Genomic DNA, 12,865 nt, shown 5'->3' on the forward strand with positions numbered 1-12,865 from the left:
TGCTCGCCTGCGGTACCTGCCTCATGGGCGTTCGCCGTTACTGTTGCGCCTCATCCGACTGTACCCATGCCCGCTTCTTCTGCCAGAGCTGCAAGTCCAAGGCCTGCAGCAGTTGCGGCCTCAAGGCTACTGAGCAGTGGATTGCCGAACAGCAGCACACCCTGCCCGACTGCGACTGGCAACATATCACCTTCACCATGCCGCATCTGCTGTGGCCGTTCTTCAACAACAACTGGCCGCTGCTCAACGACCTGTTCCGCTGCGCCACCCGCGCCATGCTCCGCTGGGCACGCCAGCAGGGTATCGAAGTGGGGATCTTCTGCGCGCTCCACACCTACGGCCGGCAACTCAATCAGCATCCACATATCCACGTCTCCGTCACCCGCGGCGGCCTTGACGTCAAACACCACGTCTGGCGACAGCTGTTCTTTAAAAAGAAATCCGTCGAAGCCATCTGGCGCAACGCCGTCGTTCACCTGCTGCGCGACAACTATACGCGCATCAATCCCGGAGCCCTGCCGGGCCTCGGCCATATCCGCAACGAAGACCGGTGGCACCGTTACCTGCATGCGCAGTATCGCCGTGCCTTGAAGGTACACTTTGCCAAAAAGACCCGCGGCGCCTGGCGCAGCGTGAAATACCTGGGCCGGTACCTGAAACGCCCGCCGGTGGCGGCCTCACAACTGCGCCGCTACCGCGGCGGTGCCGTGGTCCATCAGTATTACGATCACCGTACGCAGCAATATAAACGCCAAAAAATCAGCCAGGAAGAGATGCTGCAGCGCTATATCAGCCATATTCCGGCGCGGCATTTTAAGATGGTGCGGTACTACGGCTTTTTGGCCAACCGCAAAAGGGGCCAACTGTTGGCGAAGGTTTACGAAGCGCTGTCGATGACGGTGCGGGATAAGCCCAAACGGCCCGGGTTCGCAGTGTTGATGAAAGGCTTCCTGGGCTCCGACCCGTACCAATGCATCCTGTGCGGCGATCGGCTGCGATTTGCCGGCGTCGAGGCTGGCAGGCATGCGACAGAGTTACTGTCGGCCAGGTTGCAGCGGATGGAGAAAAAACGATGGCTTCAGGCACCGGCTCTGGATAGGTGCGCCTGAAAAATGGGTTTTAGATTAAAAACACATCAAAACTGGTATTTTCATCAATAACATCTTGCTATGCCACGCCACACGGGCATGTGTCACGCTGCTATTTATGGTCATGAATTTTTTAAAACGCTTTTCCAGATTCCTAACCATCAAGTACCTGAGAAGATTTATACCCGCGGTAAGCAGGCAAATAGTAATCAACAGGTCAATCACGCCCAGTTCTAAAAATTTTTTCATAACTCCCCTATATTTACCCTATCAAGGCTTTTGCCTTTGCACGTACATCTGACAGTACCGACGCAGGTACCTGTCCCTTTTTTGTTGCATTACGTTCTTTCCAATCCAGACTCTTTATTTGATCAGCCAGCACAGCGCTCTCACGTACACCAGGGACAATAACTTCAAAAGGGTACCCTTTAATTTTGGTCGTCATCGGGCAGCACAGCATTAACCCAATCCGCCCGTTGTATACGGCAGGACTTAGGACTAATGCAGGGCGATGACCAGCTTGTTCATGTCCCGCCTGGGGATCAAAATCCAGCCAGACAATATCACCGGCGTCAGGAACGTAACCTTTAATCATCACAGTGCCTCTTTGCCAACAGGCTCACCAAACGACACTGCCTGGTGAATATTCTCGTCCGTCACGCCTGCCAGCAAGCCGTCAAGCGAATAGACCTTTGCCCGCACCGGTACAATGACGATACGCCCTTCTTCGACACTCACCTCAACGGTATCATCCACGTTGAGCGACGCTGCTTTCATGATGGCGACAGGAAGACGGACTGACGGGCTGTTACCCCATTTTTTAACCACAACTTGAGACATAATCCCCTCCTTATCAGTTGCAACGTATCGATACTGTAGAAACAATAATCAAATCACCGTTCGATGTCAACAATGTTGATACATCGATTTCCGACTTTTACAGAGAACGGAAAGGGGGATCCTACTACCGGGAACACAGCTCACAGCGTGGTTTCGTTACTTCCCAAACCCCGATCCGGCGGCGATAGTACTCATTATCAATATAGAGGTTAGGGAGTAACGAACCATTATGCTGATCATAACATAATGATTCCGTTAGACTTCAGACATCTAAAAGCAAGATATGCTCTTGCCCTGTCTTTAGAGCATAATGACTATGGATTACCATTTTATTATGCCGCGAGTTACTTTTATTCCACCAACCAACACTGAACCACCATAATCTTTTGCCAGTCCCAACAGCGTGTCATGGAAACCTAAATTTGAAAATGCTGTTTCGACTTTTTGAACTGCTGCCTTGCTAAGCCCTTTTCGAAATGTGCCTTTTGATGCATCTATCCAGTCAGCTTTGCGGCAAGCCTCAATGACCTTCTCATGAGGGCCCTTGTAAGGAAATATTTTATGGTGCCAATGTATAGCGCCACGAAGAGCATCAGCGTTTAGCCCCCATTCATATTTCTCATTATCTACTAAAGTCACCGTTTCAGACGGCTCAAGGTAAGCCAGCTCATGGTCCGTCCAAAGCCCTATGTCGTGATAAACAAAAACTGTTTCGATGAGAGGTTCTAACTCAGGCTCGTACTCTAAAAAGTGCATGGCATAGGTGATAGTTCGATAAACATGATTTCGATAACCTGGAAAATCTTTGCCAATAACCTTTTCGTAGCGTGACCATAGTACTTCAACTAGTGGGCGCTCAAGTTTTTTTATTTCTGTCATTATTAATTCTTTTATAAGACGGTATGTAGTGGATGCAAGGCTTTATTGAATAGATAAATTTTGGCTTTGTCGCATTAGTGACATGAAGTTGGGAAAAGTTGCGTTGTCGGTAATTTGGCAGCCAGCAAATAGAATTGTTCCGCGGGTAACAATCCCTCACTTTTCGGGTGTTGATATTGCCCTTTTCGTATCATGTTGAGCAGTTCGATGCCGGTCAGGATCGTCTGTGCCCATCGAAACGAGCTGAATCCCAGCATCGGCCATATCAGATGTTTGATATTTCGGTGATCTTGCTCAATCAGGTTGTTCAGGTACTTACTTTGCCTGACGGTAATCGCTTCCTCATCGGGTTTGTCGGCGTTGAGCGTGGCCAAAGCTGCGGCGTTAGCACCACTTTTATCGATAGTGACCACCTCTGGTTCGCCGTGATGGCGAATAGCCTTGCGAAAAAAGCGCAAGGCGGCTGCTGCGTCCCGTTTGGCGGTCAGCAAAAAGTCGATGGTCTGGCCTGTAGTATCGACCGCGCGATACAGATACTTCCACTGGCCTTTGATTTTGATGTAGGTTTCATCAATTCGCCACCGCCGACCTATTGTGCGCTTGTGTCGGCGAAAAGAGTTCTGTCGCATTAATGCGACAGAACCCGATTATTGACCTGTGCTCCCGAGCCGTCATCTGCTGGTCGATGTCCTAGCGGATGTCTGAGATCCAGCCTTCAGAAGCAAGAGAAACAGCTTTTGCATATCTTTGCATCCCGCGTAGACAATATCAGCCATGTCATCTATTTTTATATTCAAGGATTTTTCAAGAGTCACTTCTTATGAAAAAAACGTTTGCGATATTTTTTGCTATGATTATGCTATCTGTTTCGTATAGCAGCATCGCAGCCGATCCAAAACTGACTAGAAGTCACAATACTTTTACCCAAGGACTCAATTTGGACTCAGCACAAAGGGTAAAATTTGAAGCCATCAAGGCCCATACTAAAAAAAACCTTAAAAGCATTGGTGTGAATAGTGTTAGTAATAATGCAGTTTCAAAAAAAATTGAGTCAGAACAGTGGGATGACAAAGCTGAAAAGCAATACCTTGATGAAGTTGGGAAAGCACGGGCTCAGGCTCGTTATTATCGAACTCAATATTCATTTGAGGCTAACCAGGAATTAACTACACACCAAAAAGAAAAACTCATTAACATCATAAGAAAATATGATCTTTATTGAACGGTAGTACGCCTGCGGTACCTGTGCCATGGGCATGCGACACTATTACTGCACTTCTCCTGACTGCACACATTCACGCTTTCTCTGCCAGAGCGGCTTTGTTGAATAAATCGAACTTTTGGCCGTAGTCAGGATCAGATCACCACACTCCTAATCCTGCAGCGATATCACGTGGCAAAACAAAAGTTCAAAATCACCAACTGGGCTACCTACAACAAGGCGCTCATCCATCGGGGCTCACTGACATTCTGGCTTGATGAGTCGGCCATTCAGGCCTGGTCCAACACGTCTTCACGGGGTCGTCCTCAACGTTATTCTGAGCTCGCTATTTCTACCGTACTGATGCTCAAACGCGTTTTTCGCCTCACGCTGCGCGCCGCGCAGGGATTTATGGCTCTGTCGTGTTAAGGCGGCGTTAGGTAAAATGCTGTTTTTTTTGTAATGTTCCCTATTAATGTCTCTGATCCGAAATGCCTTTAAACGCCTGCATTACCCCATCGATATCATCGCGCAATGTGTCCGCTGGTATCTGGCTTATGCTCTGAGCTTGCGCAATATCGAAGAAATGATGGCTGAACGCGGTACTGCTGTTGACCATTCCACACTTCATCGCTGGGTCATCCGTCTGGTACCACTGTTGGACATCGCTCCCATTAGGCCTATAAATGCACATATTGCCCATTGCCATGATGTATAATTTGATGCAAAATAACATCAATATATAATTCTTGGGAGGCTATTTTATGAGAACGACAGTCACCATTGATGATTTGCTGTATGCGCAGGCTCTGGAAATGGCAGATCCGGGTATGGACAAGGCTGATATTTTCCGGGAAGCAGTGAAAACGTTTGTTCGGGTACAGGCAGCAAAAAGGCTTGCTTCGCTTGGCGGCTCATCGCCTGAAATGCAGGTGATCCATCGCCGCCGCGAGGAGCCATCCGCATAATGACTATTTTGGTTGATACGTCTGTCTGGGTTGACCATTTCAGAAACCGGAATGATGGATTGATTCAGTTGCTGAGTTGGGATCTGGTTTTGATTCACCCAATGATACTGGCAGAGATAGCCTGTGGAACGCCACCGGCGCCAAGACTGCGAACGATTGGCGATCTGGGGCTGTTACCAGAGTGTCATCAGGCTAATATTACCGAAGTTATGACGTTTATTGAAAACGAGAAGCTGTACGGGCTTGGATGTGGACTGGTTGATATTACGTTACTTGCATCGACCCTGATAACACCAGGTGCGAGACTCTGGACGCTGGATAAGCGACTTGAGAGGCTTGCTAAACGTCTTAATGCGAGCTATCAGCCGGTTCATTGACGTATTCAAAACCCAATGTGTTTGTACGAAAGACAATCAAGAAGACAAAACAAATAGTTGCCGGGCAGAAAGGAATAAAAAATGGGCGATCTCAAAAAGTATTTACCTCTATTAAGCGTTAACTCATTATTTATTGAAGATTTAATGTTAGATAACCCTCCATGTTTTGCTTTTGGATATGTAGAAGAACGAGGCGAAAAATGTGGGTTCATTGCCTTGAGGCCAGAAATATCGATCCCTACTGAGTCCACTCAGCAAGGGATGCACTTTGGGCATTCTGTTATTGGAACAATGGAAGAACCGGTACTTCATTTTGCTTTTGAATTTTATGGACATGCGACATATCACGGTCTTGTTCCCTCCGGCAACCCCATCATCCAGGCTGTGCTCAACACCATGCTGGAGACCGAGGATTATTTTTTCTTTGCCATCAATCCAGATAACTCTATTACTGCATTTCGTTCCCCGTTAGATGGCACAATGCTCATGCAGCTCCAGAATACTCATGATGTTTTTTGGCGTGCTATCTGCTCGGATGAAAGATACGAACAAACAGTGACCCAATTTAACAAAAACATCCATCAGCCTGAAAACGTGCTGAAATGGGTATGCAGGAATAACTGGGATTATCTGAATTTAACAAAGTACAGGATGGAACTCTATCCAAAGCCCTAGAAGTAACAAAGTGGCAATTTCAAGCAGGGCGCGGACTTCTGGCAAAAGCATCGACGTTTGCACGGAACAAAGACAATCAGAATTGGGCAGAAGCACGGCAGGCACATTGCGAACAACAGACTACCGATGGTTAATTCAAACCGGCGAGCTAGTACACTTGAACTGATAACGTCCCTGAGCATCACATCAAGCCACTTCGATAATACTTTCTACCCGTTTTTGCCCCTGTTGGGTGGGCTAGTAGTCTACTCACCCAATACCCCAGATATCATTGATATCTCCACTGCCATCTACAGACGGTTTCTCAAACCGAATTAGGTATGCAGGAAATGGATTAATAAACCAAAGAGATTACATTTCCCCTTGAACATGACGAGTTTCGATACGCAATTGAAACAAGTCACCATTGCGCATAAATGTACGGCACATGGCGGCATTCGCCCCCATTAAGAATGCATCTAATTCAATGGCTGACAATATCACTTCAACAGTCGTTACATCAAAACCTGCCCCCGGCAATTTACTTGGTGCAGGTTTAATAAATTTCAGGTATGCGGCGTTTGAATAAATATAACATCGAGCCTGATCGCGAATACAAAAAGGTAACGGTGATGACGAATAATACTTATCAAAACGATTAACAATATCAGCTAAGGATTGACTTGTAGATGTTAGATCTCTAGGATCTAACAGCACTCATGACAACCTCCCTTTTAGGTCGAGTGGGTGGCTGGTACGTAGGGCTCTATCCCTTCGTACCAGCGATTCAGCAAACTAAATCGCCGATAATCAAATTTTCATTAAATCCGATAATAATGTAGCAAAGAAAATTATTTTTGCCATGCTAAATTTAAGGTAAAATGAACCGCAAAAAATTATTGTTTCAATTAGACATCATCTTCACCACCCTCATCTTTAGGGAAGAAATTTGATACGATTTGGTCTACATCTTCGCGGATTGTTGTGACCATATCTTTAAATATGAACTTATCGTTCCCTTCTAAATGTGGACTGAGAGACATCATGCCTAACAGCTTACTTGTCGCCATCTGCGCTTTCAGCATATTTTCTAGCATCGTCTTATTAAAGAGAGCCTGATTGAATCCTGTCTCTTTGTTTTTCATCTGGGCTTCATACACCCTAAGCCCCAGTTCAATGAGCATCGTAGTGACGGCTTTGTTGAATAATAGAGAATCATGCTGTTTTTACATACCTGTTTTGGTCAAAGATGCTTGTCACTATTGCGAGCATCTCCCAATTCTGACTTTAACCTACTGATTTTACGTTGGGGAAGACCGCCATTTTTGTAGGCCTGCAGCATAATATCTATTTATTCAACAACGCCCGTAGTGACACTCGAAAAACTGACATCTTTATCTTTAGCACCTTCCTGACGGCGTTTTTCTACTATTGCCATTATCTTGTCTGCTACATCATCACTGGCGTACACCTGGATCTTAGCCACGGCACTTTTCCTTATATTATTAGGATTTTATTTGACCCTGAAATATCATAAACATAACGAATCACCCAAAAATCGAATCGCAAGTCGAATCTAGATACACGGAGAGTCACACGGCGAATCTTATATAGAATTGACTCTAGGGTCAACTCGTCTCAACCTCCTGATTCTTCGGCTCTGATTCGTTCATGACTTGTCGTAGAGTCATTACCGACTCGGTTTGTATCGCCTTAGAGTCGTTAATGAACACTATTATAATTTATTTCACATTATTACTTTCTTAACCTACTGTATTTAAAAGCAAATCAGCAAAAAGTAATTTTTGCGTGGGGTGTGGTGATTTTTGTGGTGAAGGGTGCATATATATTGAACTGCGAACTTGTATAGATTAAAATACTACCTAGAAATCAGACCGGAGGAAGTATATGAATAAAATGGCCGCTTTGACTGTATCTCTGCTTTTTTCAGGTATAGTAAACGCATCGGATTGTTTTTATTTGGCAGGAAGGGATTACAAAATCGATCCGGACTTACTCCGCGCAATTGCCTGGAATGAATCTCGGTTTAATATGTCAGCTATCGGAACCAATAAGGATGGCAGTATTGACATGAGTCTAATGCAGATTAACTCCCAGCATATTCCTAAACTTGCCGCGATGGGTATCACCCGTAAAACCCTCATGTCTGATGCGTGCATGAATATTTATACTGGCGCGTATTTTCTTGCCATTGCATTTAATAAGTGTGGAATAGGCTGGCATGCTGTAGGGGCATATAACGCGGGATTTAAAGAGTCAGAGAAACAGGCCCAACGACGCTACATTTATGCAAAGAAAATCGAGGCCACCTACAGAGCAATTAAAGACAGTAAGAAACATTGATACTCATACCATGCTTTATGGCTTATTATTCCTTGGCATTACACATTTAATTACGCCCACTATTAATCTCATCATTTCAATTCGATGTTATTAAAATAGCACCAATAACAATTAATCAATTGCATTTTCCCTATCACGTTTCACTACTATACAACACAGCTTGCTTTATCGACTTTCAAAACGATGAAGTAATCATAACGTACAGCGTCACTCACTCCAAAGGGGATTATTTAAAATCTAATGATCCGGATATCTTCTATGAAACCTCCGACGATAGAGACGACCAACTCCATTTGTTTCCGCACGGTGGCATACTCAACATTGAATCCTTTAATGGGGTGTTAAGTTGCCTACCTGCCGGTTTTTCCTTTATTGACATAGTGCTTCAACTTTCGGTGGCAAACTATCCTATCGCACATTTTGTGAAGATGTAGAAAATCCACTTCAGGTTTTAAACCTGAAACAGATAGAAATTATTGATCACAGTGATGGTGGAACTATCTCTATGAAGTTGGCACTGCCTAGTCAAAAATCAGTAAATAGCCAGGTATTAATTTCCGCACTGTGGTGTCTTGATGAACACGATCCGGTTGTTAAATTATACTACCCCTCCTGTTATGTGGGCTGACCGATTTCCAAACGATGTTTATTATTATAATATGATTAATATCTCACCGCGATCCGATAATTTCCTGTCGGCTGTGAAAGCGATGTAGTTAGACAGAATTATTAATAGTTACCCGAAATAAGAAGTGAACAACAACCAATGAAAATAGCTCATCATCCGATGCAAAAATGATTTTTTTGCTCCCTTGAATTACACACTACAGCTTGCAGAAATGATACAACCATCACACTTTTTCAGTTTAACCTCCTGTGATCACTCCGCTCTTGAAGGAGGTCCTTCCCTGGTAACATTGATGTTCCTCGATTTTTATTAACATCCTTGACTGAACGTTCTCCAGAGCAGGAGCACACTCGACGGAACGACGTGGCGCCATCAGAGTACCTGTTGCTTTTCAGCAGGTCAGTGAACGCGCTGGCCCTGGCCAGCTGCAGCCCTTGACCTGGTTGTTGCGTCAGGGATGGAAGCCCGCAGGGCGGAGACAGGTTTACCTGGCGCCGTTCACGACAGCCCGATACCGCAGGTAGACGCCACGATGCAAGAGATCACACTAACTTAAAGGGGGCAGTAACCAGATCCACGTAAGATCCCCAGGAAGCCCCTCAAGAGGCGAAACAGAGATAATTGACCCGTTATACCCATCGGAAAATGGAATTTCACACGGAGGGGCAGGAAGGAGAACAACGCCGCAGGCGCTGTCCTCTTCTTTGCTTTTTTACCGCCCACTTTTCCTGCGGTAATTTTTTGGCTACAGGGCAGGATCTCACCTGCCTGCCCAGTAGATCATACAACCAACCGGGCCATGACTTCTTTCATGGCATCGACTTTCTGACGCAATGCCCGCCGCTGCTCCCAGCCGTTGATATAGTACACCGGCGTATAGCGGACCCGGCTGCATTTCAAGGTCAATGCATTGCCAGTGATCACCTCCGCTGGAATGCCGAGTAAACTCAACTGTATGAAAGCCATATCCGCCGCAATGGGATCAATGTCGATGCAGTTAACATACAAGTGCTCGGAAGGGTTTAACCCGGCTTCCAGCATACATTGGGCATAAGCAAGTACCATAGCCGTCCGTACCAGTAGGGGGATTCATGGCAAGGGCTGGAAATCTCGATCAGCACTCGAGGAGCAGATTGATGTGACAAGCGCAGATTTACCGGATGCAAACCGCCCCATTCATGCCGCAGTTCGCAATCCACTTGCCAACACTCCGGTAGGGATAATGCTGTGATCACCGCACTGGACAACCGCAGACGGGCTTCATCACCACGTTCGCGGTACTGTTCAAAATCCGTGGTAGTAAAGGCTTGCAGCTTGGCTAACGTGAATATTTCTAATTTTGTCAATGATGTTATCAGCCGCCCTTTCGGGCGGCAGCTCCAGTTATCAGGCAGCGTCAGTGGTTACTGTTTCGTCGGAATGGGTTTGGCCTTCTTCTGAGTTGGCAGGATCGTCGACAGGTGTCTCTTTAGGTTGCGGCGCGGTCATCCACACGGGCACCCAACGGTTACTTGCCATCCGTTCTTCGGCCAATTCTGCGGCGTCCCCTTTCTTCATCTTCTCCGCATCACTTGCCGCACCTGTGAAACCCGCTTCATTCAGGAACTCGACAATTTGTGGTTTTTTCAGGTGGTCAAAGAAATTGGCTTTTGTCGGTTGCCACCAGTCACGCAGTTCGAAATCAAACGCCGTTTCCACCGCATCGAGCGGACTGCGTGTCGTATGCCCACATTCACGGGTCTGTACACCATCCAACCCGCAAGCCGCACATAAACCGAGGATGGAAAGCAACTGCTCCCCTTTCAACGTAAAGAAGGTGGTAAAGTCACGATCCCAACCTTCCGGCAACATGGCTGTGACACGCTCGATTTCTGCTTTGAGAGCAAGATAAGCTGTACCCTCTTTGCCTGACGGTGCATTTTCCAACAGGCTATAGTGAGAGCAACGCAATGAAGCTTTGAGCGCAGACGTCGAACCGCAATGATGTGATAACAGGTCACGGCACAACGTCCATGCCAGCAATGCAACGGCCTTTGGTGTCTGTTGTACTACCGCTGCCAGTACAGCAAGTGTCCGCTCTGATGACATTTTGGTCAGCAACGGTAAACTGATATCGTCTACCGGTTCGGGTTGGCGGGTATAAGTGATGCCAGATGATGTTCGAGTCTCGCTTTCTGCTTTGGCCCCCTCTGTCCCCTCCTTCTGTTCCCGAAGAAGAACACCGCGCTGAATGCAAACCTCATCATCCTCAAAGGACACGACCACCCCAGCCTGTGCTTTCTGCTCAGGTGTCCACGAACGGATCGCTACAGCCGATTCAAGGTCTTCAATCTGTTGCTGAATCTCATATTCATCGTCGTGGGTTTCAACCTCTTGCAGCGCGGCTGTCAGCGTGTCCAGTCGGGCCTGTTCTTCTTTGGTAAACAACGGTGCTGGGGTAGGCAAAAAGCCGTATGTCTGTGCATCCTCGCCATAGCGTTCCACGCGATCCATCTGATGCAGACACCATGCCCATCCTTCGTTTTCCTGTAGGGCATGGGCAACTATCTCCAGCTTGTTAACGAGGTGCGTATCAAGCAGGACTTTATCGACATAGCCGCCATCGTCCTCGCTAAACAGATCACGGCGGATCTGGCTGTCCTCAAAAGCATTGGCTCCGACAAATGCAAACTTCCCGCTGCCGCTGATCTGGACTTCACTGGCGGTTATCAAGCTGCGTATTTGATGAATTTGGGGCTTGCCGTTGTAGCTGTTCTCTTTGGCCATATCCAGAACCTGCAACTGGCGTTCATGGCTATTTTCCAGCGCCAACACATGGCAGTGCTCGGTTGTAAGTTCGTCTTTGGCCAATGCATCAAGGATCGATGGAGCCAACCCGGCCAATTTCAGCATGCGCTGGACATGACGGGCGCCATATCCCAGCAGGTCACCGATCTGCGCCGGAGTATTCCCCTCTTCGGAAAGCGTACGGAAGCCGATAATCTGTTCGGCGGGGTGCATTGATTTACGCTGGCCGTTTTCCGTCATCGATGCAGCAACCGCCAGTTCGCGTGGAACTACCTTCACAGGCACAAAAGGTTGATCGGCATCGATAAGCCCTTCGCTCACCAATAGCGCGGTAGCCTTTTTGCGGCCCCCGCCCCCGACAACGCCCAGTTGGCCGTCAGGCAATTCGATAACAATCAGGTTTTGCAGAATGCCCACACCCTTGATACTGTCGGCCAACCCGCGAATTTCCTTGTCCGTATGCGGAACGATACGTGTGTTCAGCTCGGTATCGGCCAATTGAGAGAATGGTACCAGAGCAACAGGCGTACTCTCGAGCAGGGTAACCAGTTCTTTAGACACGGCTTTTTCTTTCGCCTTACTGCTAGCTTTCTTAGCTGTTTTTGCTTTAGACTCGGTAACTGACATAGTTGACACTCCTTATGTATTGACTACTGTCTGCCGGACGGCTCAAACGTCCGGCACCCTTTTGCTTACTGCTTTTTCACACCGTAATCCGTGATACCGCGATTCAGCCAATAGCCTGCATCGGGTTCAAAATTCCAATAGCGCTTAACCAAATCGCCGTTGTTCCTGATAACGAGCTGAAATTGGTCCCCTTGTTCGTTTTCGATGGTGATATTGCAGTAGGCTGCTGTTACAGCGTTGGCCTCTTCACGCGTAAATGTACCTTCCGGTAACAACACGTGTTGATCAGTCTGGTCTGTCATCGTGAATCTCCTTATTTTCGTTCAGCTTTCGCTTTTGAAAACCATCACCCGTTGAGTTGTCGGGGCCGCGGTTTTGATGTTATTGCGGGGACCTGCTGGACTTTCCCGCTGGGTATTACCTTCACCCGTTTGAGAGTCGTTCGCCGCGAG

General features: G+C 47.1%; 17 protein-coding genes and 3 pseudogenes. 8 read left to right on the forward strand and 12 right to left on the reverse strand.

The genetic code is table 11. The features are described from left to right. A partial coding sequence (locus ACMV5I_RS28005) for an IS91 family transposase (protein WP_414825792.1) occupies positions 1 to 1,109 on the forward strand: 1,109 nt, incomplete at its 5' end. Positions 1,110 to 1,124: 15 nt separating this feature from the next. On the opposite strand, the gene ACMV5I_RS28010 is transcribed toward ACMV5I_RS28005, so the two are convergent. The 5 genes and pseudogenes from ACMV5I_RS28010 to ACMV5I_RS28030 all read right to left on the reverse strand — a co-directional run. After that, positions 1,125 to 1,337 (reverse strand): hypothetical protein, encoded by a 213-nt coding sequence (locus tag ACMV5I_RS28010; protein WP_414825793.1) that lies wholly within the window; start codon positions 1,335 to 1,337, stop codon positions 1,125 to 1,127. Between the two features lie 13 nt (positions 1,338 to 1,350). Then, on the reverse strand, positions 1,351 to 1,683 hold the full coding sequence (gene mazF / locus ACMV5I_RS28015) for an endoribonuclease MazF (protein ID WP_414825794.1): 333 nt from the start codon (positions 1,681 to 1,683) through the stop codon (positions 1,351 to 1,353). Next, complete coding sequence (locus ACMV5I_RS28020) at positions 1,683 to 1,928, reverse strand: AbrB/MazE/SpoVT family DNA-binding domain-containing protein (protein ID WP_179249225.1); 246 nt, start codon at positions 1,926 to 1,928, stop codon at positions 1,683 to 1,685. The genes mazF and ACMV5I_RS28020 overlap by 1 nt, the downstream gene beginning before the upstream one ends. Before the next feature lie 321 nt (positions 1,929 to 2,249). Then, positions 2,250 to 2,807: a hypothetical protein gene (locus ACMV5I_RS28025; RefSeq protein WP_414825795.1), complete on the reverse strand. Its 558-nt coding sequence runs from the start codon at positions 2,805 to 2,807 to the stop codon at positions 2,250 to 2,252. A gap of 74 nt (positions 2,808 to 2,881) precedes the next feature. Then, positions 2,882 to 3,424: pseudogene (locus ACMV5I_RS28030) on the reverse strand (IS6 family transposase); the annotation flags it as partial. 203 nt (positions 3,425 to 3,627) lie between these two features. On the opposite strand from ACMV5I_RS28030, the gene ACMV5I_RS28035 reads away from it, so the two are divergent. The 6 genes and pseudogenes from ACMV5I_RS28035 to ACMV5I_RS28060 all read left to right on the forward strand — a co-directional run bounded on the left by ACMV5I_RS28035 (position 3,628) and on the right by ACMV5I_RS28060 (position 6,028). Next, a complete protein-coding gene (locus tag ACMV5I_RS28035) occupies positions 3,628 to 4,029 on the forward strand; it encodes a Spy/CpxP family protein refolding chaperone (RefSeq protein ID WP_414825796.1) in 402 nt (133 codons plus the stop codon). Positions 4,030 to 4,200: 171 nt separating this feature from the next. Next, positions 4,201 to 4,422: pseudogene (locus ACMV5I_RS28040) on the forward strand (transposase); the annotation flags it as partial. 61 nt (positions 4,423 to 4,483) lie between these two features. Further along, a pseudogene (locus ACMV5I_RS28045) lies at positions 4,484 to 4,678 on the forward strand (IS6 family transposase); the annotation flags it as partial. A 94-nt stretch (positions 4,679 to 4,772) separates the two neighbouring features. Next, a complete protein-coding gene (locus tag ACMV5I_RS28050) occupies positions 4,773 to 4,976 on the forward strand; it encodes a type II toxin-antitoxin system VapB family antitoxin (RefSeq protein WP_223501659.1) in 204 nt (67 codons plus the stop codon). Continuing rightward, a complete protein-coding gene (locus ACMV5I_RS28055) occupies positions 4,976 to 5,353 on the forward strand; it encodes a type II toxin-antitoxin system VapC family toxin (RefSeq protein ID WP_223501661.1) in 378 nt (125 codons plus the stop codon). Before ACMV5I_RS28050 ends, ACMV5I_RS28055 begins: the two co-directional genes overlap by 1 nt. Positions 5,354 to 5,434: 81 nt before the next feature. Next, a complete protein-coding gene (locus ACMV5I_RS28060) occupies positions 5,435 to 6,028 on the forward strand; it encodes a hypothetical protein (RefSeq protein ID WP_223501663.1) in 594 nt (197 codons plus the stop codon). A gap of 351 nt (positions 6,029 to 6,379) precedes the next feature. Here ACMV5I_RS28060 and ACMV5I_RS28065 read toward each other — a convergent pair whose 3' ends face one another. The 3 genes from ACMV5I_RS28065 to ACMV5I_RS28075 all read right to left on the reverse strand — a co-directional run bounded on the left by ACMV5I_RS28065 (position 6,380) and on the right by ACMV5I_RS28075 (position 7,493). Beyond that, entirely contained in the window at positions 6,380 to 6,724 is a 345-nt protein-coding gene (locus tag ACMV5I_RS28065; protein WP_223501665.1) for a hypothetical protein, read from the reverse strand. Between the two features lie 191 nt (positions 6,725 to 6,915). After that, positions 6,916 to 7,191: a conjugal transfer relaxosome DNA-binding protein TraM gene (traM, locus tag ACMV5I_RS28070; protein ID WP_414825797.1), complete on the reverse strand. Its 276-nt coding sequence runs from the start codon at positions 7,189 to 7,191 to the stop codon at positions 6,916 to 6,918. A gap of 167 nt (positions 7,192 to 7,358) precedes the next feature. Next, complete coding sequence (locus ACMV5I_RS28075; protein WP_414825798.1) at positions 7,359 to 7,493, reverse strand: relaxosome protein TraM; 135 nt, start codon at positions 7,491 to 7,493, stop codon at positions 7,359 to 7,361. A gap of 422 nt (positions 7,494 to 7,915) precedes the next feature. Between ACMV5I_RS28075 and ACMV5I_RS28080 the strand changes: the two genes are divergently transcribed. Next, entirely contained in the window at positions 7,916 to 8,371 is a 456-nt protein-coding gene (locus ACMV5I_RS28080; RefSeq protein WP_414825799.1) for a transglycosylase SLT domain-containing protein, read from the forward strand. A 1,408-nt stretch (positions 8,372 to 9,779) separates the two neighbouring features. On the opposite strand, the gene ACMV5I_RS28085 is transcribed toward ACMV5I_RS28080, so the two are convergent. The 4 genes from ACMV5I_RS28085 to ACMV5I_RS28100 all read right to left on the reverse strand — a co-directional run bounded on the left by ACMV5I_RS28085 (position 9,780) and on the right by ACMV5I_RS28100 (position 12,715). Further along, positions 9,780 to 10,064, reverse strand: a complete 285-nt coding sequence (locus tag ACMV5I_RS28085) for a hypothetical protein (protein WP_414825803.1) — start codon at positions 10,062 to 10,064, stop codon at positions 9,780 to 9,782. Further along, positions 10,022 to 10,345 carry a conjugation system SOS inhibitor PsiB family protein gene (locus ACMV5I_RS28090; protein ID WP_414825800.1) on the reverse strand — a complete coding sequence of 108 codons (324 nt, stop codon included), beginning with the start codon at positions 10,343 to 10,345 and terminating at the stop codon, positions 10,022 to 10,024. The genes ACMV5I_RS28085 and ACMV5I_RS28090 overlap by 43 nt, the downstream gene beginning before the upstream one ends. A gap of 40 nt (positions 10,346 to 10,385) precedes the next feature. Then, entirely contained in the window at positions 10,386 to 12,413 is a 2,028-nt protein-coding gene (locus ACMV5I_RS28095; protein WP_414825801.1) for a ParB/RepB/Spo0J family partition protein, read from the reverse strand. 65 nt (positions 12,414 to 12,478) lie between these two features. Next, entirely contained in the window at positions 12,479 to 12,715 is a 237-nt protein-coding gene (locus ACMV5I_RS28100) for a DUF905 family protein (RefSeq protein ID WP_414825802.1), read from the reverse strand. Positions 12,716 to 12,865 lie beyond the last annotated feature (150 nt).

This window comes from Serratia sp. T13T92, from assembly GCF_047530105.1.
Classification (GTDB): domain Bacteria; phylum Pseudomonadota; class Gammaproteobacteria; order Enterobacterales; family Enterobacteriaceae; genus Chania; species Chania fonticola.